This is a genomic window from Streptomyces sp. NPDC051677, assembly GCF_044453465.1.
Taxonomy (GTDB): Bacteria; Actinomycetota; Actinomycetes; order Streptomycetales; family Streptomycetaceae; genus Streptomyces.
Genome location: NZ_JBITCT010000020.1, coordinates 1 through 23612 on the forward strand (window position 1 = coordinate 1; position 23612 = coordinate 23612).

At 70.9% G+C, this 23612-nt stretch carries 21 protein-coding genes; 18 read left to right on the top strand and 3 right to left on the bottom strand.

The genetic code is table 11. The features are described 5' to 3' along the window. Positions 1-117: 117 nt before the first annotated feature. Entirely contained in the window at positions 118-1089 is a 972-nt protein-coding gene (locus ACIBAF_RS23710) for an LLM class flavin-dependent oxidoreductase (RefSeq protein WP_399465465.1), read from the bottom strand. A gap of 303 nt (positions 1090-1392) precedes the next feature. Between ACIBAF_RS23710 and ftsY the strand changes: the two genes are divergently transcribed. After that, positions 1393-2607 (top strand): signal recognition particle-docking protein FtsY, encoded by a 1215-nt coding sequence (ftsY, locus tag ACIBAF_RS23715; RefSeq protein WP_399465467.1) that lies wholly within the window; start codon positions 1393-1395, stop codon positions 2605-2607. A 126-nt stretch (positions 2608-2733) separates the two neighbouring features. On the opposite strand, the gene ACIBAF_RS23720 is transcribed toward ftsY, so the two are convergent. Beyond that, positions 2734-3390: a bifunctional DNA primase/polymerase gene (locus ACIBAF_RS23720; RefSeq protein WP_399465469.1), complete on the bottom strand. Its 657-nt coding sequence runs from the start codon at positions 3388-3390 to the stop codon at positions 2734-2736. A gap of 447 nt (positions 3391-3837) precedes the next feature. Between ACIBAF_RS23720 and ACIBAF_RS23725 the strand changes: the two genes are divergently transcribed. The 6 genes from ACIBAF_RS23725 to ftsH all read left to right on the top strand — a co-directional run bounded on the left by ACIBAF_RS23725 (position 3838) and on the right by ftsH (position 13567). Continuing rightward, entirely contained in the window at positions 3838-5322 is a 1485-nt protein-coding gene (locus ACIBAF_RS23725; protein WP_399465471.1) for a hypothetical protein, read from the top strand. Positions 5323-5659: 337 nt separating this feature from the next. Continuing rightward, complete coding sequence (locus tag ACIBAF_RS23730) at positions 5660-7003, top strand: ammonium transporter (RefSeq protein ID WP_399465473.1); 1344 nt, start codon at positions 5660-5662, stop codon at positions 7001-7003. Next, complete coding sequence (locus ACIBAF_RS23735; RefSeq protein WP_399465475.1) at positions 7000-7338, top strand: P-II family nitrogen regulator; 339 nt, start codon at positions 7000-7002, stop codon at positions 7336-7338. The genes ACIBAF_RS23730 and ACIBAF_RS23735 overlap by 4 nt, the downstream gene beginning before the upstream one ends. 26 nt (positions 7339-7364) lie before the next feature. Next, positions 7365-9866 carry a [protein-PII] uridylyltransferase gene (locus tag ACIBAF_RS23740; RefSeq protein ID WP_399465477.1) on the top strand — a complete coding sequence of 834 codons (2502 nt, stop codon included), beginning with the start codon at positions 7365-7367 and terminating at the stop codon, positions 9864-9866. Positions 9867-9988: 122 nt separating this feature from the next. Next, the gene (gene ffh, locus ACIBAF_RS23745) at positions 9989-11539 is read left to right on the top strand and encodes a signal recognition particle protein (RefSeq protein ID WP_399465479.1); all 1551 of its coding nucleotides are present in this window, start codon (positions 9989-9991) and stop codon (positions 11537-11539) included. A 96-nt stretch (positions 11540-11635) separates the two neighbouring features. Beyond that, positions 11636-13567 (top strand): ATP-dependent zinc metalloprotease FtsH, encoded by a 1932-nt coding sequence (ftsH, locus tag ACIBAF_RS23750; protein ID WP_399465481.1) that lies wholly within the window; start codon positions 11636-11638, stop codon positions 13565-13567. A 73-nt stretch (positions 13568-13640) separates the two neighbouring features. Here the strand turns inward: ftsH and ACIBAF_RS23755 are convergent, their stop codons facing one another. Then, on the bottom strand, positions 13641-14510 hold the full coding sequence (locus tag ACIBAF_RS23755; RefSeq protein WP_399465483.1) for an SAM-dependent methyltransferase: 870 nt from the start codon (positions 14508-14510) through the stop codon (positions 13641-13643). A 199-nt stretch (positions 14511-14709) separates the two neighbouring features. Here ACIBAF_RS23755 and proS point away from each other — a divergent pair, with 199 nt between their 5' ends. The 11 genes from proS (at position 14710) to lepB (ACIBAF_RS23810) (ending at position 23595) form a co-directional block, all read left to right on the top strand. After that, positions 14710-16125, top strand: a complete 1416-nt coding sequence (proS, locus tag ACIBAF_RS23760; RefSeq protein WP_399465485.1) for a proline--tRNA ligase — start codon at positions 14710-14712, stop codon at positions 16123-16125. 261 nt (positions 16126-16386) lie between these two features. After that, positions 16387-16983 carry a hypothetical protein gene (locus tag ACIBAF_RS23765; RefSeq protein ID WP_079659231.1) on the top strand — a complete coding sequence of 199 codons (597 nt, stop codon included), beginning with the start codon at positions 16387-16389 and terminating at the stop codon, positions 16981-16983. 330 nt (positions 16984-17313) lie between these two features. Further along, on the top strand, positions 17314-17736 hold the full coding sequence (gene rpsP, locus ACIBAF_RS23770) for a 30S ribosomal protein S16 (RefSeq protein ID WP_079659230.1): 423 nt from the start codon (positions 17314-17316) through the stop codon (positions 17734-17736). Between the two features lie 5 nt (positions 17737-17741). Continuing rightward, the gene (locus ACIBAF_RS23775) at positions 17742-17981 is read left to right on the top strand and encodes an RNA-binding protein (RefSeq protein ID WP_003973401.1); all 240 of its coding nucleotides are present in this window, start codon (positions 17742-17744) and stop codon (positions 17979-17981) included. Positions 17982-18065: 84 nt separating this feature from the next. After that, positions 18066-18626, top strand: a complete 561-nt coding sequence (gene rimM / locus ACIBAF_RS23780; protein ID WP_399465488.1) for a ribosome maturation factor RimM — start codon at positions 18066-18068, stop codon at positions 18624-18626. Then, complete coding sequence (gene trmD, locus ACIBAF_RS23785; protein ID WP_399465490.1) at positions 18626-19459, top strand: tRNA (guanosine(37)-N1)-methyltransferase TrmD; 834 nt, start codon at positions 18626-18628, stop codon at positions 19457-19459. The genes rimM and trmD overlap by 1 nt, the downstream gene beginning before the upstream one ends. Positions 19460-19596: 137 nt before the next feature. Then, positions 19597-19947: a 50S ribosomal protein L19 gene (gene rplS, locus ACIBAF_RS23790; protein WP_399465492.1), complete on the top strand. Its 351-nt coding sequence runs from the start codon at positions 19597-19599 to the stop codon at positions 19945-19947. A gap of 45 nt (positions 19948-19992) precedes the next feature. Continuing rightward, positions 19993-20724, top strand: a complete 732-nt coding sequence (gene lepB / locus ACIBAF_RS23795; protein ID WP_399465494.1) for a signal peptidase I — start codon at positions 19993-19995, stop codon at positions 20722-20724. After that, the gene (lepB, locus tag ACIBAF_RS23800; RefSeq protein ID WP_399465496.1) at positions 20717-21814 is read left to right on the top strand and encodes a signal peptidase I; all 1098 of its coding nucleotides are present in this window, start codon (positions 20717-20719) and stop codon (positions 21812-21814) included. The genes lepB (ACIBAF_RS23795) and lepB (ACIBAF_RS23800) overlap by 8 nt, the downstream gene beginning before the upstream one ends. Further along, the gene (gene lepB / locus ACIBAF_RS23805; RefSeq protein ID WP_399465498.1) at positions 21702-22682 is read left to right on the top strand and encodes a signal peptidase I; all 981 of its coding nucleotides are present in this window, start codon (positions 21702-21704) and stop codon (positions 22680-22682) included. The genes lepB (ACIBAF_RS23800) and lepB (ACIBAF_RS23805) overlap by 113 nt, the downstream gene beginning before the upstream one ends. A gap of 130 nt (positions 22683-22812) precedes the next feature. Next, positions 22813-23595, top strand: a complete 783-nt coding sequence (lepB, locus tag ACIBAF_RS23810; protein ID WP_399465499.1) for a signal peptidase I — start codon at positions 22813-22815, stop codon at positions 23593-23595. Positions 23596-23612: the final 17 nt, after the last annotated feature.

A 23612-nucleotide genomic window follows, 5' to 3' on the forward strand; every position in this document is an offset into this window, starting at 1 on the left:
AACAGCGGACGGAGGAACTCCCACTCCTGATCAGACAGTTCATGGCGACGTATCACACGACCATGATCCACTACTCAAGATCAATTGAAGACACGACCTAGGACGTGCTGCCCCGGCTCACCCCCCGAGCCGGGGCAGTACGTCTTCGCAGAACAGCCGCAGACTCCGCCACCCCTCCGCCACCGGCATCCCGCCCGCCAGCGGATGCAGGACGAGGTTGTCGAGGCCCTGCGCCACGCACGCGTCCGGCGTGAGAATCCGGTACACGCCCTCGTCCCGGAGTTCCTCGACCGTCATCGCCCCCGACTTCACCGCCGAGCGGATGTCGCCGGACTGCCAGGACGCGTACGTCCGTGCCTCGTGCAGGAAGTGGCCGCCGTACACGGCCCACGCCCGGTCCGGATCCTCGGCGACGTGCAGCAGCGGCGTCTCGGCGCCCGGCATCATCGTCCACCCTGACGTCCCGTACTCCGCGAGCCGCTCCTTGTAGTACGCCTCCAGCTCCGGCAGGTGCGCGCTCGGGAAGAACGGCAGCCCGAGCCGGGCGGCCCGCCGGGCGGCGGCCCTCGACGAGCCGCCGACCAGAAGGAGAGGGTGCGGATCGGACGCGGGGCGCGGGGTGACCCGTACCGTACGGCCGCGGAACTCGAACTCCTCGCCGGTCCACGCCTTCAGCACGGTCTCCAGCAGCTCGTCCTGGAGCCGGCCCCGCCGCTTCCAGTCCACTCCGGCCCGCGCGTACTCCTCGGGCCGGTAGCCGATCCCGGCCACCGTGACCAGCCGGCCGCCGCTCAGCAGATCCAGGACGGCGATGTCCTCGGCGAGCCGCAGCGGGTCGTGCAGCGGACCGATGACGGCGGAGACGGTCACCGCCAGCCGCCGGGTCGCGCCGAGCACCGCGCCCGCGAAGGCGAACGGCGACGGCAGCCAGTTGTTCTCGACCCCGTGATGCTCCTCGGTCTGCACGAGGGTCACCCCGTGCTCGTCGGCGTACGCGGCCATCTCCAGCGCGGCCCGGTAACGCTCGCCGAGCTCGGCGGGGGAGGCGCCGGGGGCGACGAGGTTGAAACGGACGACGGTGACGGGCATGGGGGACCCCCTTCGGCTGTGGGTGGGGACCGTAACTGACGGAGGGTCAGGTAGCCAGAGGTGTCGTCCCGGAGCTTGGTGAGGGCGTGTCGCGGCCCACTGCATGGACCACGACACGCCCTGGGTGCGCCTCAGTGTGCACCCGACGGGGCCAGCGCATACTGGCCCTGTTGTGACTCCGCCCCTGAGGGGCTTCCCGGCCGACGCGAAGTCGAGCGGCGGGCCGGCCCGGCCCGTGGGGATTGCGACCCCGCGTGGACAACGAACATCCGAGCCGGAGGTCACGCCATACTGGGACGTGTTATGGAAACCGTCATCCTTGCTGTAGTCATCGCCGTAGTCGTGCTCGCGGTGCTCGGCGGGCTCGTCGTCGGCAGTCGACGGAAGAAGTCGCTGCCCCCGCCGCCCCCCACCGCGCCCGACCTCACCGCCCCTCCGGCCGAACCGCACGTCGGCGACGAGGCCGAGACGCCGCGCGACGAACCGCGCCGCACGATCGAGGAGGTGGACCTTCCCGACGGCGGCTCGACCGGTGTCGCCGTCGAGGAGCCGCCTGTCGGCCCCCCTCTCGAGGTCCCCGAGCTCGAGATCCCGGAGCCCACCGAGGGGCGGCTGGTCCGCCTCCGCGCCCGTCTCTCCCGCTCGCAGAACGCCCTCGGCAAGGGGCTGCTCACGCTGCTCTCGCGCGAGCACCTCGACGACGACACCTGGGAGGAGATCGAGGACACCCTGCTCACCGCCGACGTCGGCGTGGCCCCCACCCAGGAGCTGGTCGAGCGGCTGCGCGAGCGCGTCAGGGTGCTCGGCACCCGCACCCCCGAGGAACTGCGCGCCCTGCTGCGCGAGGAGCTGCTCAAGCTGGTCGGCACCGAGGTCGACCGCACCGTGAAGACCGAGCCCGAGGACCGCAAGCCCGGCATCGTGATGGTCGTCGGGGTCAACGGCACCGGCAAGACCACCACCACCGGCAAGCTCGCGCGCGTGCTCGTCGCCGACGGGCGGACCGTCGTCCTCGGCGCCGCCGACACCTTCCGCGCCGCCGCCGCCGACCAGCTCCAGACCTGGGGCGAGCGGGTCGGCGCCCACACCGTGCGCGGCCCCGAGGCCGGCGACCCCGCCTCCGTCGCGTTCGACGCGGTGAAGGAGGGCAAGGAGATGGGCGTCGACGTCGTCCTCATCGACACCGCGGGGCGGCTGCACACCAAGACCGGGCTCATGGACGAGCTCGGCAAGGTCAAGCGCGTCGTCGAGAAGCACGCCCCGCTCGACGAGGTGCTGCTCGTCCTCGACGCCACCACCGGGCAGAACGGCCTCGTCCAGGCCCGGGTCTTCGCCGAGGTCGTCGACATCACCGGCATCGTCCTGACCAAGCTGGACGGTACGGCGAAGGGCGGCATCGTGGTCGCCGTCCAGCGTGAGCTGGGCGTCCCGGTCAAGCTCGTCGGACTCGGCGAGGGCGCGGACGACCTGGCGCCGTTCGAGCCGGAGGCGTTCGTTGACGCCCTTATCGGAGACTGACCGACCCCCTACCGACCTCGGCACGGCCGCGAGAAGCGCCCGCCCCCAGCTGCAGCGGGAGCGGGCGCTTCGCCGTGTACGACCGTTCGGCCGATGCGTCGGGTGCGTCGGGTGCGTCGGGTGCGGCTACGCCCGTGACCGATGGGCGACGTACGCCAGCGTGCCCAGGAGCAGGCGGGCCTCCGGGGGGCGGGTCGTCGAGTCCAGGGCGGGTGGGCGCAGCCAGCGGACCGGGCCGAGGCCGCCGCGGTCGGAGGGCGGGGCCGTGATGTACGTACCGGGGCCGAGGCCGCGCAGGTCGAGGGCGGCCGGGTCGTCCCAGCCCATGCGGTAGAGGAGGTCGGTCAGCTCGGCGGCGGCGCCGGGGGCGACGAAGAACTGGGTGCGGCCCTCGGGGGTGGCGGTGACCGGGCCCAGCGGGAGGCCCATGCGCTCCAGGCGGACCAGGGCGCGACGGCCGGCGGGCTCCGCGACGTCGATCACGTCGAACGCGCGCCCGACGGGCAGCATGACCGCGGCGCCCGGGAACTCCCCCCAGGTCCTGCTCACGTCGTCGAGGGTGGCTCCGGCGTGGACCCGCGGGGCGAACTCCAGGGGGTGCGCGCCGGGCTCGCCGCACGTGGGGCGCCCGCACGAGCAGGCGCCCGCCGCGGCCCGTGCGCCCGGCACCGCGTCCCAGCCCCACAGCCCCGTGAACTCGGCGACGGCGGTGCACTCGGACGAGCGACCGCGCCTGCGCGCGCCGGAGCGGATCTCGCGAATGCCGCCGATCGTGAAGCCCATGCCCCCTCCAACGGGTCCGACGCGCCAGTGGTTACGTAACGGACGCATGTCGTAACTGTGCGTGCTCACGCTGCCCCGTGGCCGCCCCGTGCAGGCAGCGCCCTGAAGCGCTTCGGGTGGTGTGCTCGACCGTGTGCGCCCCTGAGTGCTTCGCTCCGCTCATTCCCGGCCGTCCTGTGTCAAGTGAATCGCGTACAGGCCACCGGGAGTTCATTCGAAGGGGTGGCGAATGGTGGCGATTCCGGGATCGCCATGGCTGGGGGCGTGATCGGGGGATTACTTTGAGTGTGCAGGTCCTGGAGGCACATGCGCTCGTGGGTATGCCGGAGGCAAGTCGGCTCTCCGTTCGAAGGGTGACAAGTACCGGACGGCAGGCCGTATTACCGGCATTCTGATAAGGCTTGGCGCACTCAGTGACAAGTGGTCTCAGGGAGTGGGGGCGTTCCAGTGGGCGGCAACGGCGGAAGCGGAAACAACGCTGCGAGCGCGGACAAGCGCCCGAACGAGCTGCTCACGTCGTGGTTCGTGCGCAGCGGCTGGTCGAAGGGCGAGCTGGCCCGTCAAGTCAACCGTCGGGCACGCCAGTTGGGCGCCAACCACATCTCCACGGACACCTCGCGCGTGCGCCGCTGGCTGGACGGCGAGAACCCCCGCGAGCCCATCCCCAGGATCCTGTCCGAGCTGTTCTCGGAGCGGTTCGGCTGTGTCGTCTCCGTCGAGGACCTCGGGCTGCGCTCGGCGCGCCAGGCGCCCTCGGCGACCGGCGTCGACCTGCCGTGGACGGCCCCGCAGACGGTGGCGCAGCTCAGCGAGTTCTCGCGCAGCGACCTGATGCTGGCGCGGCGCGGCTTCCTCGGAACCTCGCTGGCCCTGTGTGCGGGACCGTCCCTCATCGAGCCCATGCAGCGCTGGCTCGTCCCCTCGCCGCCCGCGCCGCCGGCCGAGCCCGACTCGGTTCCCACCAGCCGGGCCCGCGGCCGGCTCTCCCGGCCCGAGCTGGACCTGCTGGAGTCCACCACGGTGATGTTCCGCCAGTGGGACGCGCAGTGCGGCGGCGGTCTGCGCCGCAAGGCGGTGGTCGGACAGCTGCACGAGGTGACGGACCTCCTCCAGGAGCCCCAGCCGGAGGCCACCGCGAGGAGGCTCTTCAAGGTCGCCGCCGAGCTGGCGGAGCTCGCGGGCTGGATGAGTTACGACGTCGGGCTCCAGCCGACCGCGCAGAAGTACTTCGTCCTCGCCCTGCACGCGGCCAAGGAGGCCGGTGACCGGCCGCTCGGCAGTTACGTGCTGTCCAGCATGAGCCGCCAGATGATCCACCTCGGCCGGCCCGAGGACGCGCTGGAGCTGATCCACCTCGCGCAGTACGGCAGCCGGGACTGCGCGAGCCCGCGCACCCAGTCCATGCTGTATGCGATGGAGGCCCGCGCCTACGCCAACATGGGGCAGCCCGGGCGGTGCAAGCGGGCGGTCCGGATGGCCGAGGACACCTTCGCCGAGGCGGACGAGTGGGACGAGCCCGACCCCGACTGGATCCACTTCTTCTCCGAGGCCGAGCTGTACGGCGAGAACAGCCACTCCTTCCGCGACCTGGCCTACGTCGCCGGCCGCAGCCCTGCCTACGCCTCGCTGGCCGAGCCCCTGATGAGCAAGGCCGTGCAGAAGTTCGCCGGGGACACCGACCACCAGAGGTCGTACGTGCTGAACCTGATCGGCATGGCCACGGTCCACCTGCTGCAGCGGGAGCCCGAGCTGAGCGCCGGCCTCGCCACCCAGGCCATGAAGGAGGCCAAGAAGGTGCGCTCCGAGCGCGTCAACACTCGTATTCGAAAGACCGTCGACAGCGCCGTGCGCGAGTTCGGGGACCTCACCGAGGTCGTGGACCTGACCGAGCGGCTCACCATCGAGCTGCCGGAGACGGCCGAAGCGGTCTGAACCAGCTGATCCACAGAGCAAAACCCTAGAACCCCGGCCGCGGCCGGCCCTCCCGAACTGCCCGACTCGGCTCCCCCATGCCAGGTCATCGGAAGGCCGACCGCGGCCGGTCTTCCGTCTTCTCCGAAGGTTGCGCCACGATAACGATCGATCCCGTCGGGATCCGGCAGTTCATCGACGCGTAACACACGCGGCGTCTTCGTCACGGCGGCGAAACAACCCGGGGCTTCCACCGAAACCGCGCTGCGTCAATCTCATGGCGCATAACCGGCCCACCCCTCACGAACCCGCTCTGGCTTCGCCCGCACGGGGCCGTACCTACGACGAGGAGACGCCGATGGCAGCAGCCATCACGCTTGCCGCGGAGGCACCCAAGCTGTCCTCCGCGAACACAGGCTTCATGCTCATCTGTTCCGCCCTGGTGCTGATCATGACCCCGGGCCTCGCCTTCTTCTACGGAGGCATGGTCCGCGTCAAGAGCACGCTGAACATGCTGATGATGAGTTTCATCAGCATCGGGATCGTCACCATCCTGTGGGTGTTGTACGGCTTCTCCCTCGCTTTCGGCACCGACTCCGGCAGCCTCATCGGCTGGAACTCCGACTGGGTCGGCCTCAGCAACATCGGCCTGACGGACCTCTGGGACGGCTACACCATCCCGATCTTCGTCTTCATGGTCTTCCAGATGATGTTCGCCATCATCACGCCCGCCCTGATAAGCGGCGCCCTCGCCGACCGCGTCAAGTTCTCCGCCTGGGCGCTGTTCGTCGCCCTGTGGGCCACGGTCGTCTACTTCCCGGTCGCGCACTGGGTCTGGGGCGCCGGCGGCTGGGCCTTCGAGCTCGGCGTCATCGACTTCGCCGGTGGTACGGCGGTCCACATCAACGCCGGCGCCGCGGCCCTCGGCGTGATCCTGGTCATCGGCAAGCGCGTCGGCTTCAAGAAGGACCCGATGCGCCCGCACAGCCTGCCGCTGGTCATGCTCGGCGCCGGTCTGCTGTGGTTCGGCTGGTTCGGCTTCAACGCCGGCTCGTGGCTCGGCAACGACGACGGCGTCGGCGCGCTGATGTTCGTCAACACGCAGGTCGCCACCGCCGCCGCCATGCTCGCCTGGCTCGTCTACGAGAAGATCCGCCACGGCGCGTTCACCACGCTGGGCGCCGCCTCCGGCGCGGTCGCGGGTCTGGTCGCCATCACTCCGTCCGGCGGTGCGGTCTCCCCGCTCGGCGCGATCGCGGTTGGCGCCATCGCCGGTCTGCTGTGCGCCATGGCCGTCGGCCTGAAGTACAAGTTCGGCTACGACGACTCGCTCGACGTCGTCGGCGTCCACCTCGTCGGCGGTGTCATCGGCTCCCTGCTCATCGGCTTCTTCGCCACCGGCAAGGGCCAGTCCACCGCGACCGGCGTCTTCTACGGCGACCACTCCTTCGACCAGCTGTGGAAGCAGTGCGCCGGTGTCTTCGCGGTCCTCGCCTACTCGCTGGTGGTCTCCGCGATCCTCGCCTTCCTCCTCGACAAGACCATCGGCATGCGGGTCTCCGAGGACGACGAGGTGGCCGGCATCGACCAGGCCGAGCACGCCGAGACCGCATACGACTTCAGCGGGGCCGGTGGCGGCGCCGCCCGCACGACCGCCCTCCCGACCGCGGTCGGCGGCCAGAGCAAGAAGGTGGACGCATGAAGCTCATCACCGCCGTCGTGAAGCCCCACCGGCTCGACGAGATCAAGGAAGCCCTGCAGGCGTTCGGCGTCCACGGTCTGACGGTCACCGAGGCCAGCGGCTACGGTCGGCAGCGGGGACACACCGAGGTCTACCGTGGTGCCGAGTACACCGTCGACCTGGTCCCCAAGATCCGCATCGAGGTGCTGGCCAAGGACGACGACGCCGAACAGCTGATCGACGTCATCGTCAAGGCGGCCCGCACCGGCAAGATCGGTGACGGCAAGGTCTGGTCCCTCCCGGTCGAGACGGCCGTACGGGTCCGCACCGGCGAGCGCGGCCCGGACGCGCTCTGACGGCAGAACAGAACAGGAGTCGCTGGGTGACGAGCACGGACGTGCGAAAAGAAGCAGAGGACTCGGGACCCAGCGGCTATGCGGCGGCCCGGCTGCGCCTCCTCACCGAGGAGGCGCGGTCCGGGCCGCCGCGCCGTGCCGCCCTCGCGCAACTGACCGACGACTGGCTGACCGGACTCTTCACCGCGGGCGCCGAGGAGGTGAAGGGCGTCTCCCTGGTCGCCGTCGGCGGCTACGGCCGCGGCGAGCTCTCCCCGCGCAGCGACCTCGACCTCCTGCTGCTGCACGACGGCGAGGACCCCAAGGCGGTCGCCGCCCTCGCCGACCGCCTCTGGTACCCGGTCTGGGACCTGGGCCTCGCCCTCGACCACTCCGTGCGCACCCCGGCCGAGGCCCGCAAGACGGCCGGCGAGGATCTGAAGGTCCACCTCGGCCTCCTGGACGCCCGCCATCTCGCCGGCGACCTCGGCTTGACCGCCGGACTGCGTACGGCCGTCCTCGCCGACTGGCGCAACCAGGCGCCCAAACGGCTCCCCGAGCTCCAGGAGCTGTGCGCCGAGCGCGCCGAACGCCAGGGCGAGCTGCAGTACCTGCTGGAACCGGACCTCAAGGAGGCCCGCGGCGGGCTCCGGGACGCCACCGCGCTGCGTGCCGTGGCGGCCTCCTGGCTGGCGGACGCGCCCCGCGAGGGCCTCGACGACGCCCGCCGCCGGCTCCTCGACGTCCGCGACGCCCTGCACCTGGCGACCGGGCGGGCGACCGACCGGCTCGCGCTCCAGGAGCAGGACCAGGTCGCGGCCGAGCTCGGCCTGCTCGACGCCGACACGCTGCTGCGCCAGGTCTACGAGGCGGCGCGGGTCATCTCGTATGCGAGCGATGTCACCTGGCGTGAAGTGGGGCGCGTGCTGCGGTCGCGCGCCGTGCGGCCGCGGCTGCGCAGACTGGTTGGGGAGCGAAGCGACTTCCTCAGAAGGGCGGTGGTGGGCGACGGGCGGGCGTTGGGCGGTGGAAAGCCCGTACCCGAGCGTTCCCCGCTCGCCGAAGGGATCGTGGAGCAGGACGGCGAGGTGGTGCTCGCCCGCGCCGCACGCCCCGAACGCGACCCCGTGCTCCCCCTGCGCGCAGCGGCCGCCGCCGCGCAGGCCGGACTCCCGCTCTCCCTGCACGCCGTACGGCGCCTCGCGGCCACCGTGCGCCCCCTGCCCACGCCCTGGCCCGCCGAGGCCCGCGAACAACTGGTCACCCTGCTCGGCTCGGGCCAGCCCACCATCGAGGTCTGGGAGGCGCTGGAGGCCGAGGGCCTGATCACGCGGCTGCTGCCCGACTGGGAGCGGGTGCGCTGCCGGCCGCAGCGCAACGCCGTGCACATCTGGACCGTCGACCGGCACCTCATCGAGACCGCCGTGCGCGCCTCCGAGTTCACCCGCCGCGTCAGCCGCCCGGACCTGCTGCTGGTCTCCGCGCTGCTGCACGACATCGGCAAGGGCTGGCCCGGCGACCACTCGGTGGCGGGCGAGATCATCGCCAAGGACGTCGCCGCCCGCATCGGCTTCGACCGCGCCGACGTCGCCGTCCTCTCCACGCTCGTACGGCACCACCTGCTGCTGGTCGAGACGGCCACCCGGCGCGACCTGGAGGACCCGGCCACGGTTCGCTCGGTCGCGGACGCGGTCGGCTCGCAGAGCACCCTGGAGCTGCTGCACGCGCTCACCGAGGCGGACGCGCTGGCCACCGGGCCCGCCGCCTGGTCCTCCTGGCGGGGTTCGCTCGTGGCGGACCTGGTCAAGCGGGTCGGGGCGGTCCTGGCCGGCGACGCGCCCGACGAGCCCGACGACACCGCCCCCACCGCCGAGCAGGAGCGGCTGGCCATCGAGGCGATCGCCACGGGCAGCCCGGTGCTCTCCCTGCGTGCCCAGACCGAGGCGCCCACGGAGGAGCAGCCGAACGGCGATCCCGAACCGCTCGGCGTGGAGCTGCTCATCGCCGTACCGGACCAGGCGGGCGTGCTGCCCGCGGTGGCCGGCGTGCTGGCCATGCACCGGCTGACCGTCCGCACGGCCGAGCTGCGCGCCCTGGACCTGCCGGACGGCGTCGACGGCGCCGTCCTGCTGCTGAACTGGCGGGTCGCCGCCGAGTACGGCTCCCTGCCCCAGGCGGCCCGGCTGCGCGCCGACCTCGTACGCGCCCTGGACGGCTCGCTGGACATCGCCGGACGGCTCGCCGAGCGGGACGCCGCCTACCCCCGCCGCCGGGGCGTGGTCGCGCCGCCGCCGCGCGTGACGGTGGCCTCCGCGGCCTCCCGGCACGCCACGGTCATCGAAGTCCGCGCGCAGGACGCGCCGGGCCTGCTGTTCCGGATCGGACAGGCGCTGGAGGACGAGGGACTGCGGGTGCGCAGCATGCACGTCTCGACGCTGGGCGCCAACGCGGTCGACGCGTTCTACGTCACGGGAACGGACGGCGCGCCCCTGCCCGGCGACGAGGCCGCCTCGGTCACCCGCAAGCTGGAGGAGACCTTGCGCGCGTGACCCCGCGCTGCGCGGCAGCCGTCCCCGTCCGCTGAATGCAGCGGGCGGGGACGAATGTCTTGCGCGGCCGGATACCCTGGAAGACGCTCAGACTGCCCCCGACTCCGAGGACCGACGCCGCCGTGTTCGATACTCTCTCCGATCGCCTTTCAGCGACCTTCAAGAACTTGCGCGGCAAGGGGCGCTTGAGCGAAGCGGACATCGACGCCACGGCGCGCGAGATCCGCATCGCCCTCCTCGAAGCCGACGTGGCCCTGCCGGTCGTCCGCACGTTCATCAAGAACGTCAAGGAGCGTGCCCTCGGCGCCGACGTCTCCAGGGCGCTGAACCCCGCCCAGCAGGTCCTGAAGATCGTCAACGAGGAACTCGTCACGATCCTCGGCGGCGAGACGCGGCGCCTGCGCTTCGCCAAGCAGCCGCCGACCGTGATCATGCTCGCGGGTCTGCAGGGCGCCGGTAAGACCACCCTCGCGGGCAAGCTCGGCCGCTGGCTGAAGGAGCAGGGCCACTCGCCGCTCCTGGTCGCCGCCGACCTCCAGCGCCCCAACGCCGTCAACCAGCTCAGCGTCGTCGCCGAGCGCGCCGGGGTGGCCGTCTACGCCCCGCAGCCCGGCAACGGCGTCGGCGACCCGGTCCAGGTCGCCAAGGACTCCATCGAGTTCGCGAAGTCCAAGGTCCACGACATCGTGATCGTGGACACCGCCGGCCGCCTCGGCATCGACGCCGAGCTGATGCAGCAGGCCGCGGACATCCGCGACGCCGTCTCGCCCGACGAGATCCTCTTCGTCGTCGACGCGATGATCGGCCAGGACGCCGTGAACACGGCCGAGGCCTTCCGTGACGGCGTCGGCTTCGACGGTGTCGTGCTGTCGAAGCTCGACGGCGACGCCCGTGGTGGCGCCGCCCTGTCGATCGCCTCCGTGACCGGCAAGCCGATCATGTTCGCCTCGAACGGCGAGAAGCTCGACGACTTCGACGCCTTCCACCCCGACCGGATGGCCTCCCGCATCCTCGACATGGGTGACCTGCTCACCTTGATCGAGCAGGCGGAGAAGACGTTCAGTCAGGAAGAGGCCGAGAAGATGGCCTCCAAGCTGGCGTCCAAGAAGGGCCAGGACTTCACCCTGGACGACTTCCTGGCCCAGATGGAGCAGGTCAGGAAGATGGGCAGCATCTCCAAGCTGCTCGGCATGCTGCCCGGCATGGGGCAGATCAAGGACCAGATCAACAACCTCGACGAGCGGGACGTCGACCGCACGGCCGCGATCATCAAGTCGATGACCCCGGGTGAGCGCCAGGACCCGACGATCATCAACGGCTCGCGCCGCGCCCGTATCGCCAAGGGTTCCGGTGTCGAGGTCAGCGCGGTCAAGGGCCTGGTCGAGCGGTTCTTCGAGGCCCGCAAGATGATGTCCCGGATGGCCCAGGGCGGCGGCATGCCGGGGATGCCGGGGATGCCGGGCATGGGCGGCGGCCCCGGCCGGCAGAAGAAGCAGCCCAAGCAGGCCAAGGGCAAGCAGCGCTCCGGCAACCCGATGAAGCGCAAGCAGCAGGAGCTGGAGGCGGCCCAGCGCCGCGAGGCCCAGGCCCAGGGCGGCAACGCGCTGGGGCTCCCGCAGCAGGGCGCACAGGACTTCGAGCTGCCGGACGAGTTCAAGAAGTTCATGGGCTGACACCGGCCGAGGCCGCATGACTGTGAGGGCGCTCTCCCGCTCGGGAGGGCGCCCTCAGCGCATGCCGAGGCTCGTGGTCTGCCGTAACGTCCAGATATGAGCAATGCCGCTCCGCCGCGCAAGGCCCCCGACCAGCCGTGGCGCACCGAGGGCACGCCCGACGAGCCGCCGTCCCCCGGCGGGAGGAGGCCACGCGGCCGGTGGTGGGGTCTCGCGGTCACCGCCGTGATCGTCTTCCTGCTGGCCTATATCGGGCTGAACTACCTCGGCGGCGGCAACGAGCCGACGATCTCGTACACGGAGTTCAGCCGGCAGGTCGACGCGGGCAACGTCGACAAGATCTACTCCAAGGGGGACGCGATCCAGGGCCAGCTCAAGAAGGCCCGGGACAACCCCGAAGGCGGGGGCGACTACACCAAGTTCAAGACCCAGCGCCCGGCTTTCGCGGACGACGACCTCTGGCAGAACCTGAGCGGCCACGACGTGACGGTGACCGCGCGGCCGGTCGTGCAGCAGCGCAGCCTGCTGTCCAACCTGCTGCTCTCGCTGCTGCCGATCGTGCTCCTGGCCGCGGTGTGGATCTTCTTCGCCCGGCGGATGGGCGCGGGCATGGGCGGGGCGGGTCGCATGTTGGGCCGCAAGGCGCCGCCCAAGCCGGTCGAGCTCAGGCCGGGCGCCGAGCGCACGACGTTCGCCGACGTGGCCGGCATCGACGAGGTCAAGGGGGAGCTGGACGACATCGTCGACTTCCTGGAGCACCCCGAGGCCTACCGCAGGATGGGCGCGAAGATGCCACGCGGCGTGCTCTTGGCGGGCTCGCCCGGCACCGGCAAGACCCTGCTGGCGCGCGCGGTGGCGGGTGAGGCGGGCGTGCCCTTCTTCTCCGCCTCCGCGTCGGAGTTCATCGAGATGATCGTCGGCGTCGGCGCCTCCCGTGTGCGGGAGCTGTTCGCCGAGGCCCGCAAGGTGGCGCCGTCGATCATCTTCATCGACGAGATCGACACCATCGGACGCGTCCGCGGCGGCGGTGCGTCGGTGAGCGGGCATGACGAGCGCGAGCAGACGCTGAACCAGATCCTCACGGAGATGGACGGCTTCTCCGGGTCGGAGGGCGTCATCGTGATCGCGGCGACGAACCGTGCCGACATCCTGGACCCGGCGCTGACCCGGCCCGGCCGCTTCGACCGGGTGGTCAACGTCTCCCCGCCGGACCGTGGTGGGCGGGAGGCGATCCTGCGGATCCACACCCGCGGGATCCCGCTCGCCCCGGATGTGGACCTGGCCCGGGTGGCCCGTACGACTCCGGGCATGACGGGTGCGGATCTGGCCAATCTCGCCAACGAGGCTGCTCTGCTCGCGGTCAAGCGCAAACAGGAGCAGGTGACCTCCTCCGATCTGTCGGAGGCCCTGGAGAAGGTGCAGCTCGGGGCCGAGCGCACGCTGGTGATGCCGGAGGAGGACCGCAAGCGCACCGCGTACCACGAGAGCGGTCACGCCCTGCTGGGCATGCTCCAGCCGGGCGCCGACCCCGTTCGCAAGATCACCATCGTGCCGCGCGGCCGTGCGCTCGGCGTGACCATGTCGACCCCCGAGGTGGAGCGGTACGCGCACTCGGAGGAGTACCTGCGCGGCCGTATCATCGGCGCGCTGGGCGGCATGGCGGCGGAGCAGGTGGTTTACGGGGTCGTCACCACGGGCGCGGAGAACGACCTGGAGCAGGTCACCAACATCGCCCGCGGGATGGTCGCCCGCTGGGGCATGAGCGAGCGCGTCGGCCGACTGTCGGCGCTGCCGAGCGACGCCCAGCAGGCCTACGGCCTCGCCGCCGCCCCCGCCACCCTCGACGTCATCGACCACGAGATGCGGCGCATCGTCGACGAGTGCTACGAGGAGGCCTGCCGCAAACTCCGCGACCACCGGGGCCAGTTGGACGCCCTCGCCGAGGCGCTGCTGGCCGACGAGACGCTGGAGGAGGCGGACGCGTACCGGATCGCCGGCATCACCCGGCTGAGCAAGGACGAGACGTGACTCCTCGGCGGGCGGGACCGCGTACGTCTCGTGGAACACAGGGCTCTCGCCCCGCTCAGCGCGGTGCGAGGCGTCAGGGTGTGCGCGCGATCAGGTACCGGAAGACGTTCGGCATCCACACCGTCCCGTCCGGCCGCCGGTAGGGGTGCAGCGCCTCCGCCAGTTCCTTGTCGACCTGCGCCTGGTCCGTCGCCGTGACCGCCGCGTCGAACAGGCCCGTGGACAGCAGGCCCTTGAGGGCGCTCTCCACGTCGGCGTACCCGAAGGGGCAGGCCACCCGCCCCGAACCGTCCGGCTTCAGCCCGGCCCGTTGGGCGACCTCCTCCAGGTCGTCGCGCAGCGCCGGGCGCAGCCGGACCGTGCCGGCGCGCAGCGGATCGGCCAGCTTCGCCGCGACCCGCAGCACCGCGGACGTGGCGCAGCGTTCCGGCGGACCCCAGCCGACCAGCACCACGGGCGCCCCGCGCGCGGCGAGCGGCGTCGAGGCCGCGAGCAGACCGGCGAGCCCGTCCGCGTCGCCCGCGAGGCATCCGATCGGCTCGAAGGCGGTCACCAGGTTGTACCCGGACGTCTCCGCGTCGGCCGCGTCCTTCGGCGACCGGTCGGTGAGCCGGATGCGGTCACGCGCGCGTGCGGAGCGCTCCGGCTGGCCCGGCAGCAGTCGCTCGCGGGCGAGGGTCAGCCGTTCGGGGGAGGCGGTCTCGACCCCTGTGAGCACGGCCGCCCCTCTGGAGGCCGCCATCAGCAGGGCGAGCCCGGAGCCGCAGCCGAGCGCGAGGAGCCGGGTGTGGACGCCTACGTCCAGTCGTTCGTAGACGGCCTCGTAGAGCGGGACCAGCATCCGCTCCTGGATCTCCGACCAGTCACGCGCGCGTGCGCCCAGGTCCGCGCGGGAGGTCGGTCCCGCGTGAGGCAGTGGCTGCCGCACGAGCACAGGTGTCATGGATAAGCGCCCCAATCCGCCGAGAGTTGCCGCAGTAACCGATCAGGTGGCCCCCGTGCAGTGCGCTCGCACTTCCCCCGTATGCCAGGTAACTCCCCGTTCGCGACGGCGTCCAGAGGTCCAGGGCCCCCGCTTGTGGCCCGGCCGTGCCTGTGGCGAGAATTCACATTCCGGCAATCTGGACCCGTACCATCGCGCCATGGCAAAGGCACCCGTTCTCACCCCGCGGGCGGACGACTTCCCCCGTTGGTACCAGGATCTGATCACCAAGGCGGAACTGGCCGACAACGGCCCAGTGCGCGGCACCATGGTGATCCGACCGTACGGGTACGGGCTGTGGGAGCGGATGCAGGCGGAGATGGACGCCCGCATCAAGGAGACCGGCACCGAGAACGCGTACTTCCCGCTGCTGATCCCGCAGTCGTACCTGACGCGGGAAGCGGACCATGTCGAGGGGTTCGCGCCCGAATTGGCCGTCGTCACGCACGGCGGCGGCAAGGAGCTGGAGGAGCCGGCGGTCGTCCGGCCCACCTCCGAGACCATCGTCAACGAGTACTTCTCCAAGTGGGTGCAGAGCTACCGCGACCTGCCCCTGCTGATCAACCAATGGGCCAACGTGGTCCGTTGGGAGCTGCGGCCCCGTCTCTTCCTGCGGACGTCCGAGTTCCTGTGGCAGGAGGGGCACACGGCCCACGCCACCTACGAGGAGGCCCGCGACTTCGCCGCGCACATCCACCGCGAGGTCTACGGCGACTTCCTGGAGAACGTCCTCGCGATCGACGCCGTCGCCGGCCGCAAGACGGTCAAGGAGCGCTTCGCGGGCGCCATCAACACGCTCACCCTCGAGAGCATGATGGGCGACGGCAAGGCCCTGCAGATGGTCACCAGCCACGAACTGGGCCAGAACTTCGCCAAGGCCTTCAACACCCGGTACCTGTCGAAGGACGGCGCCCAGGAGCTGGTGTGGCAGACCTCCTGGGGCTCGACGACCCGCATGATCGGCGCCCTGGTGATGACCCACGGCGACGACGACGGGCTGCGGGTGCCGCCACGGCTGGCGCACGTCCAGGTCGTCGTCCTGGCGATCAAGGGCGACGGGGCGGTTCTGGCCAAGGTCCGCGAGCTGGGCGACCGGCTGAAGGCGGCGGGCGTTCGCGTCCGGGTCGACGACCGCACCGACGTCCCCTTCGGGCGGCGCGCGGTCGACTGGGAGCTCAAGGGTGTGCCGGTCCGCATCGAGATCGGCCCCCGCGACCTGGAGGACGGCACGGCGATGCTGGCCCGCCGGATCCCCGGAGGCAAGGAGCCGGTCGCGATCGACAAGCTGGTGGGCCTGCTGCCGGGCATCCTCGAAGAGGACCAGGCGCTGCTGCTGACGCAGTCCCGCGAGCGCCGCGAGTCCCGGACGACGGACGTGTCGACGATTCCCGAGGCGGCCGAGGCGGCCGTCGCCGGCGGCTGGGCGCGCATCCCGTGGGCGACGCTCGGCGAGGAGGGCGAGGCCAGACTGGCCGAGCAGTCCCTGACCGTACGGTGTCTGGTCGCCGAGGACGGGTCGGTGCCGGACGACGGGGACGCTCCCGGTAACGTCGCGATCGTCGCGCGCGCTTACTGAGACAGCGTCCTCCACCCGAGAGAGCGACCGAAACGCCTCTTGCGCCCCTGCGGAACATCCGTGCCCCGGCGCGCAGACATGGTCTACGCGCCGGGCCGTAGGGAGGACTACGCACCAGCTTGGTATGAGCTGTGAGGCTTCTCCGCAGATCAGCGCACCCGCCCTCGTCCGGACGCATCAGTGCCAACTGACGGGTACGTGCAAATTATTTGGGATGCCCCGGAATAGGAACACAGAGCCACCCCCGCTCGTTGTCATTACGTGAGCACGACACAGACACCACCAGTTCTCGCCGCAGAGCTGGCAGAGGCGTGGGCCGACATTCAGCGGTACCACCCCGAGCTGCCGGATCTTGCCGCGCCAGAGTCCCTGATCGGGGAGTCGTCGTCCGCCTGCGGTCACGAGCTCTCCTTCGAGCGACTGCTCCATGAGGCAGTCCATGGCATCGCCGCCGCCCGTGGCGTCCGCGACACCTCCCGCGCCGGCCGTTACCACAACCGCAGATTCCTCGCGATCGCCGAGGAGATGGGTCTGGACCACCCCGAGGAACCCCACCCCAGCAGCGGTTTCTCCCTGGTCACGCTCAACCCCGAGGCCAAGCGCCGCTACCGGCCCACGATCGAGCGCCTTCAGCGGGCCCTCAAGGCCCACCTGGCCGCCACCTCCTCCGACACCACCCGCACCTTCCGCGGCCCCGCGGCCCGGCACGGCTCCTCCGGCGGAGGCGTCCGCGTCAAGGCCGTCTGCGACTGCGGGCGCAACGTCCGGGTCGTGCCGTCGGTCCTGGCCCAGGCGCCGATCGTGTGCGGGGGCTGCGGCAAGCCGTTCCGGATCCCGGAGATCGCCGGCGCCGCGTAAAAGCGGACGGCCCAGCACCGGCATCTCGTGGCTGCCGGTCGACGGCGAGGCGCGGGGTGTTCGCACACCGCGGGCACCCCGCGGCGCCGGGCCGCGCACCCGACGCGCGTTCCACCGCGACGCCGGGTGCCGCTGAAGCACGCCCAGGCCCCGCCCACCCCTCGGACCGAGGCGACCTGCCGGGTGTGGCACAATGGCTAGCTGTACTCGACAGTCGCACAGGACCCCTCTCTCCTCCGGCTGACGCGTCCATCGGGCACTCGGGTACCGCAACCCCACGCGGCAATCTCGCCGTGCCCAACCACGTCAAAACCAGGAGAACCCACTCCCGTGGCAGTCAAGATCAAGCTGAAGCGTCTGGGCAAGATCCGTTCGCCTCACTACCGCATCGTCGTCGCCGACTCCCGTACCCGTCGTGACGGCCGTGCGATCGAGGAGATCGGCAAGTACCAGCCGACGTACCACCCGTCGATCATCGAGGTCGACGCCGACCGTGTCGCGTACTGGCTGGGTGTCGGCGCGCAGCCGACCGAGCCGGTTCTCGCCATCCTGAAGAAGACGGGCGACTGGCAGAAGTTCAAGGGCGAGCCCGCCCCGGCGCCGCTGCTCGTCGCCGAGCCGAAGAAGGCTCGCCCGTCGTTCGAGGCCCTCGGCGGCGACGACTCGGGCAAGGGTGAGGCCATCACCCAGAAGAAGAAGGCTGAGAAGAAGGACGAGGCCGCGGCCGAGTCCTCTGAGCCGACCGAGGCCTGAGCAGCATGCTCGAAGAGGCGCTTGAGCACCTCGTGAAGGGCATCGTCGACAACCCCGACGATGTGCAGGTCGCCTCGCGCAACCTGCGCCGCGGGCGCGTGCTCGAGGTCCGGGTCCACCCGGACGACCTCGGCAAGGTGATCGGCCGCAACGGCCGCACCGCACGCGCTCTGCGCACCGTCGTGGGCGCCATCGGCGGCCGAGGCGTCCGCGTCGACCTCGTCGACGTGGACCACGTCCGCTGACGCGTTTCGCAGCACCGGCTCGGGCCGGGGAGGGCCACTGGGCCGTCCCCGGCCCGTAGTCGTGATGACAGGAGAATCTGAGAAGTGCAGCTCGTAGTCGCACGGATCGGCCGCGCCCACGGCATCAAGGGCGAGGTCACCGTCGAGGTACGCACCGACGAGCCGGAGCTGCGGCTCGCGCCCGGCGCCGTCCTGTCCACGGACCCGGCCTCGACCGGCCCGCTGACCATCGAGACCGGCCGCGTCCACAGCGGCCGTCTCCTCCTGCGCTTCGAGGGCGTGCGGGACCGCAACGCCGCCGAAGCCCTGCGCAACACCCTCCTGATCGCCGAGGTCGACCCCGCCGAGCTGCCCGAGGAGGAGGACGAGTACTACGACCACCAGCTGATGGACCTGGACGTGGTCACCAAGGACGGCGTCGAGGTCGGCCGGATCACCGAGATCTCGCACCTGCCCTCCCAGGACCTCTTCATCGTCGAGCGGCCCGACGGCAGCGAGGTGATGATCCCGTTCGTCGAGTCGATCGTCACCGAGATCGACCTCGAGGAGCAGCGGGCGATCATCGACCCGCCGCCCGGGCTCATCGACGACCGCGCGGAGATCGCGTCCGCACGGGACGCGGCCGAGGGCGAGGACGCGTCGTAATGCGCCTCGACGTCGTCACGATCTTCCCCGAGTACCTCGACCCGCTGAACGTCTCCCTCGTCGGCAAGGCACGCGCGCGTGGCCAGCTCGACGTCCACGTGCACGACCTGCGGGAGTGGACGTACGACCGGCACAACACGGTCGACGACACGCCCTACGGCGGCGGACCCGGCATGGTCATGAAGACCGAGCCCTGGGGCGACGCCCTCGACTCCGTCCTCGCCGACGGCTACGAGCGAGGCTCGCGCGCGCCCGCGATCGTGGTGCCGACGCCCAGCGGCCGCCCCTTCACCCAGGAACTGGCCGTCGAGCTCTCCGAGCGCCCCTGGCTGATCTTCACGCCGGCCCGCTACGAGGGCATCGACCGGCGGGTCATCGACGAGTACGCCACCCGGATCCCCGTCTACGAGGTCTCCATCGGCGACTACGTCCTGGCCGGTGGCGAAGCCGCCGTCCTGGTCGTCACCGAGGCCGTGGCACGCCTGCTGCCCGGGGTGCTCGGCAACGCCGAGTCCCACCGGGACGACTCCTTCGCCCCCGGAGCCATGGCCAACCTCCTGGAAGGCCCCGTCTACACCAAGCCGCCCGCCTGGCGCGGCCGGGACATCCCCGAGGTGCTGCTCAGCGGCCACCACGGGAAGATCGCCCGCTGGCGCCGCGACGAGGCGCTGCGCCGTACGACGGCCAACCGGCCCGACCTGATCGAGCGCTGCGACCCGAAGACCTTCGACAAGAAGGACCGCGAGATGCTCTCCATCCTGGGCTGGGCGCCCGACCCGGAGGGGGAGCCGTTCGGTCGATTTTGGCGCAGGACCGAGGGCGTGGAAGAATAGGTCGCTGTTGTGCGCCGTCCGGTGTGCGCCCCTGCCACAGGGGGACACGACGCCCGCCTCGACGGGCACACGGCACTCAATCCTCGAACATCTAGTTCCGTTGATGACCTGTGGCATCAGCGAAGAAAGCAGACGAAATGTCCAACCTGCTCAACACGGTCGACGCCGCGTCGCTGCGCAGCGACGTCCCGGCCTTCCGCCCGGGTGACACCGTCAACGTCCACGTGCGCGTCATCGAGGGCAACCGCTCCCGTGTGCAGCAGTTCAAGGGCGTTGTGATCCGCCGCCAGGGCGCCGGTGTCCGCGAGACCTTCACGGTCCGCAAGGTCTCCTTCTCCGTCGGCGTCGAGCGCACCTTCCCGGTGCACACCCCGATCGTCGAGAAGATCGAGCTCGTGACCCGCGGTGACGTGCGTCGCGCCAAGCTGTACTACCTCCGTGAGCTGCGCGGCAAGGCCGCGAAGATCAAGGAGAAGCGCGACAACTGAGTGCTCTGAGGGGTTCAAAGCGGGGCCGGATACCATCTGGCCCCGATGGACACCGAAGCTCAGCCGACGACGGAGCGCGACCGCTCCTCCAGCCCTTCCGTTTCCGCGGACGCCTCCCAGGAGGCCCCGGACACCGAGGGAGTGGAGGGACGGTCGCGTTTCGCGTTGGCGGCACGTGTCACGGACTGGCTGCCGGGCGGCCGGATCAGCCTGTCCCTGTTGATCTGCCTGGTGTTTTTGCTGCTCCTCAACGCTTTCGTGGCGCAACCATTCCAGATTCCCAGCGGATCCATGGAAAACGGATTGAGGATCGGCGACCGGGTTCTCGTAAATAAGTTGGCGTACCGTTTCGGTGCCGAGCCGCAGCGCGGCGACGTCATCGTGTTCGACGGCACCGGGTACTTCGGGAACTCCGACTACATCAAGCGCGTCGTGGGTGTAGGGGGAGACCACGTGGTCTGCTGCGACAAGGAGGGGAGGATCCAGGTGAACGGCCGGTCGGTCGACGAGTCGAGGTTCCTGTATCCCGGCGACAGCCCGTCCACGGTGGCCTTCGACGTGGCCGTGCCCAAGGGCTCCCTGTTCGTCCTCGGCGACCACCGCAGCCACTCCAGCGACTCCCGGGACCACCTGGGCTCACCGGGCGGCGGCATGATCCCCGTCGACGACGTGATCGGCCGTGCCGACTGGATCGTCTGGCCGTATGCGCACCTCACCCGACTGCCCCGCCCGAGCGCCTACGCGCGCGTGCCCGGTGGGGAGGGCGCCCATGGGTAACCGCGGCAAACCGCGCGGCGTCCCCGCCTCGGCCGCGGACCAGCTCCTGCCCACCGGCGTCCGGCGCGCCTCCAGCCCGGCCGGCGGTCGCACGCGCGCGGAGCGGCGCAAACTGCAGCGCAAGGTCAAGCGCAAGCGCAGGCGCTCCGCCGTCCGCGAGATACCGCTGCTGGTCGGGGTCGCCGTCCTGATAGCGCTGGTCCTGAAGACGTTCCTGGTGCAGGCCTTCGTGATCCCGTCCGGCTCCATGGAGCAGACGATCCGGATCGGCGACCGCGTCCTCGTCGACAAGTTCACCCCGTGGTTCGGCTCCAAGCCCGAGCGCGGGGACGTCGTCGTGTTCAAGGACCCCGGCGGCTGGCTCAACGACGAGCAGACGACGACCAAGAAGAAGGACCCCGTCGTCGTCAAGCAGATCAAGGAAGGGCTCACCTTCATCGGTCTGCTGCCGTCCGACAACGAGAAGGACCTCATCAAGCGCGTCGTCGGGGTGGGCGGCGACCGCGTCGTGTGCTGTGACGCGCAGAAGCGGGTGACCGTCAACGGGGTCCCCCTGGAGGAGGGGGCCTATCTGTATCCCGGCAACGAGCCCTCCAGCACGCCGTTCGACATCACCGTCCCGCAGGGCCGACTGTGGGTGATGGGCGACCACCGGGCCAACTCCGCGGACTCCCGCTCCCACCAGAACACCGACTACGGGGGCACCGTCTCGGAGGACGAGGTGGTGGGGCGGGCCATGGTCATCGCCTGGCCCCTGGGCCACTGGGTCCGTCTCAAAGAACCGCAAACTTTCTCATCCGTAACCGGCTCGGCCGCCACGGCGACCGCCTCCGCCCAGCTGTCGCATAGGGTTGCTCCCGGCGATCCGAACGGATCGATTCGACAACTCCCGAGCCCTGCGGAACTCCCGCTCGTTATGGGAGTAGTGGGCCTGCGTCGCATGTGGGGCAGGCAGCGGCACAGAGTGAGGAGTTGGCGTGGGGGATGTGGCGGTTGGCGCACGGTCCGGGCACGACGGCGAGGATCACCGCGGACGGTCCGTGGAAGCCGCCGACCCGGCCTCGGACAGCGCCGTGAACGCAGAGAATGACCCGGTGGCGGGCGGTGGCGGTCCGCCCGCGGACGAGCCGCCCGGGACCGGTGGCGAGGGGTCGGGCGACTCGGCCCCGAAGGCGAAGAAGCCACGCTCCTTCTGGAAGGAGCTGCCGATCCTGATCGGCATCGCGCTCGTCCTCGCCCTGCTGATCAAGACGTTCCTGGTGCAGGCGTTCTCCATTCCGTCGGCCTCGATGGAGAACACCCTCAAGATCGGTGACCGGGTCCTCGTCGACAAACTGACCCCGTGGTTCGGCTCCGAGCCGGAGCGCGGCGAGGTCATCGTCTTCCACGACCCCGACGACTGGCTGGCGGGCGAGAACACCGCCGATCCGAACGCCTTCCAGACCTTCCTCAGCTGGATCGGCCTGATGCCGTCCGCGGAGGAGAAGGACCTGATCAAGCGGGTCATCGGCGTCGGTGGCGACACCGTCTCCTGCAAGGGCACGGGCCCGCTCACGGTCAACGGCAAGGCGCTGAACGAGCCGTACGTGTACCCCGGCAACACCCCGTGCAGCCAGGACGACCAGGGCGGCCAGTTCTCGGTGAAGGTCCCCAAGGGCTACGTCTGGGTCATGGGCGACCACCGCCAGAACTCGCGCGACTCGCGCTACAACCAGTCGGACGTGAACCACGGCATGGTGCCCGTCGACCAGGTCGTCGGGCGCGCCATCGTCAAGGCCTGGCCGCTCAGCCGCTGGGGCACCCTGCCGGTGCCGGACACCTTCGACCAGACCGGCCTGAGCGACCAGTCCGCGGCGTCCGCGGCCCTGACGGTCGCCCCGCAGGGCCTCGCCTTCGCCGGGGCCGTGCCGGTGGTCCTGTGGCGCCGTCGGCGCACGCAGGAGTCCGCGACCCGCTGATCTTCCGGCTTCCATTCGGCAAACCCTTTCCCAAGCTTGTGACCACGGCCGGGGAAGACGGGGGGAGACCGGGGAAGAGCGGGAAAGAAGGGCTGACCCGATTCGGTACCGCCGGGTAGGGTGCGGACCCATGGGTGGCGAGAGCATGACGCGTACGGCCCCGCACAGTGGCGGTGGCACCAGCAGTGGCCCGGTGGGCAGCCGGACCGGACAGCGACTGTCCGGACTGGCCGTCGCACTGGGCCTCGCGCTGTTCCTCGGCGGATTCGGCTGGGGAGCCCTGATCTACCGGCCGTACACCGTGCCCACCAGCTCCATGAGCCCGACGATCGCCGCCGGCGACCGCGTGCTGGCCGAGCGGGTCGACGGCGGCGAGGTGCGCCGCGGGGACGTCGTCGTCTTCAGCGACAAGACGTGGGTGACCAACGCGCTCGTCGTCAAGCGGGTGGTCGCCGTCGGCGGCGACACGGTCTCCTGCTGCACCGACGGCAAGCTCACCGTCAACGGCAAGCAGATCGAAGAACCGTATCTGCCCCCGGGCAGCCTGGCCGAGATCAAGAACTTCCCGACCGTGAAGGTCCCCGACGGCAGGCTCTTCCTGCTCGGCGACGAGCGGCAGGGCTCGCTGGACTCCACCGCCCACCTCACCGACGCGGCCCAGGGCACGGTCGCGCGCAGTGCCGTCAAGGCCCGCGTCGACTCCGTCGTCTGGCCCATGAACGGCATGCTGAAGCGCCCCACGGGCTTCGAGACGCTCGGCGCCCTCTCCCAGCCGGGCCCGCTGCGGACGATCACCTGGATGATCCTCGCCGGCGCCGTGCTGGTCCTCGGCGGCGGCGCGTACGGCCCGATCGCCAAGCGGACCTCCGGCCGTCGCACCCGTCCCCAGCCGGAGCCGGCCGGTGCCCGCTGAGGCGACGGGCGGCGCGG

Excerpts from the sequence above, each read along its gene's own strand:
- ACIBAF_RS23710 (WP_399465465.1), bottom strand. The coding sequence starts at position 1,089 with ATGCCCGTCACCGTCGTCCGTTTCAACCTCGTCGCCCCCGGCGCCTCC.
- ftsY (WP_399465467.1), top strand. The coding sequence starts at position 1,393 with ATGGAAACCGTCATCCTTGCTGTAGTCATCGCCGTAGTCGTGCTCGCG.
- ACIBAF_RS23720 (WP_399465469.1), bottom strand. The coding sequence starts at position 3,390 with ATGGGCTTCACGATCGGCGGCATTCGCGAGATCCGCTCCGGCGCGCGC.
- ACIBAF_RS23730 (WP_399465473.1), top strand. The coding sequence starts at position 5,660 with ATGGCAGCAGCCATCACGCTTGCCGCGGAGGCACCCAAGCTGTCCTCC.
- ACIBAF_RS23735 (WP_399465475.1), top strand. The coding sequence starts at position 7,000 with ATGAAGCTCATCACCGCCGTCGTGAAGCCCCACCGGCTCGACGAGATC.
- ftsH (WP_399465481.1), top strand. The coding sequence starts at position 11,636 with ATGAGCAATGCCGCTCCGCCGCGCAAGGCCCCCGACCAGCCGTGGCGC.
- ACIBAF_RS23755 (WP_399465483.1), bottom strand. The coding sequence starts at position 14,510 with ATGACACCTGTGCTCGTGCGGCAGCCACTGCCTCACGCGGGACCGACC.
- proS (WP_399465485.1), top strand. The coding sequence starts at position 14,710 with ATGGCAAAGGCACCCGTTCTCACCCCGCGGGCGGACGACTTCCCCCGT.
- ACIBAF_RS23775 (WP_003973401.1), top strand. The coding sequence starts at position 17,742 with ATGCTCGAAGAGGCGCTTGAGCACCTCGTGAAGGGCATCGTCGACAAC.
- trmD (WP_399465490.1), top strand. The coding sequence starts at position 18,626 with ATGCGCCTCGACGTCGTCACGATCTTCCCCGAGTACCTCGACCCGCTG.
- rplS (WP_399465492.1), top strand. The coding sequence starts at position 19,597 with ATGTCCAACCTGCTCAACACGGTCGACGCCGCGTCGCTGCGCAGCGAC.
- lepB (WP_399465494.1), top strand. The coding sequence starts at position 19,993 with ATGGACACCGAAGCTCAGCCGACGACGGAGCGCGACCGCTCCTCCAGC.
- lepB (WP_399465496.1), top strand. The coding sequence starts at position 20,717 with ATGGGTAACCGCGGCAAACCGCGCGGCGTCCCCGCCTCGGCCGCGGAC.
- lepB (WP_399465499.1), top strand. The coding sequence starts at position 22,813 with ATGGGTGGCGAGAGCATGACGCGTACGGCCCCGCACAGTGGCGGTGGC.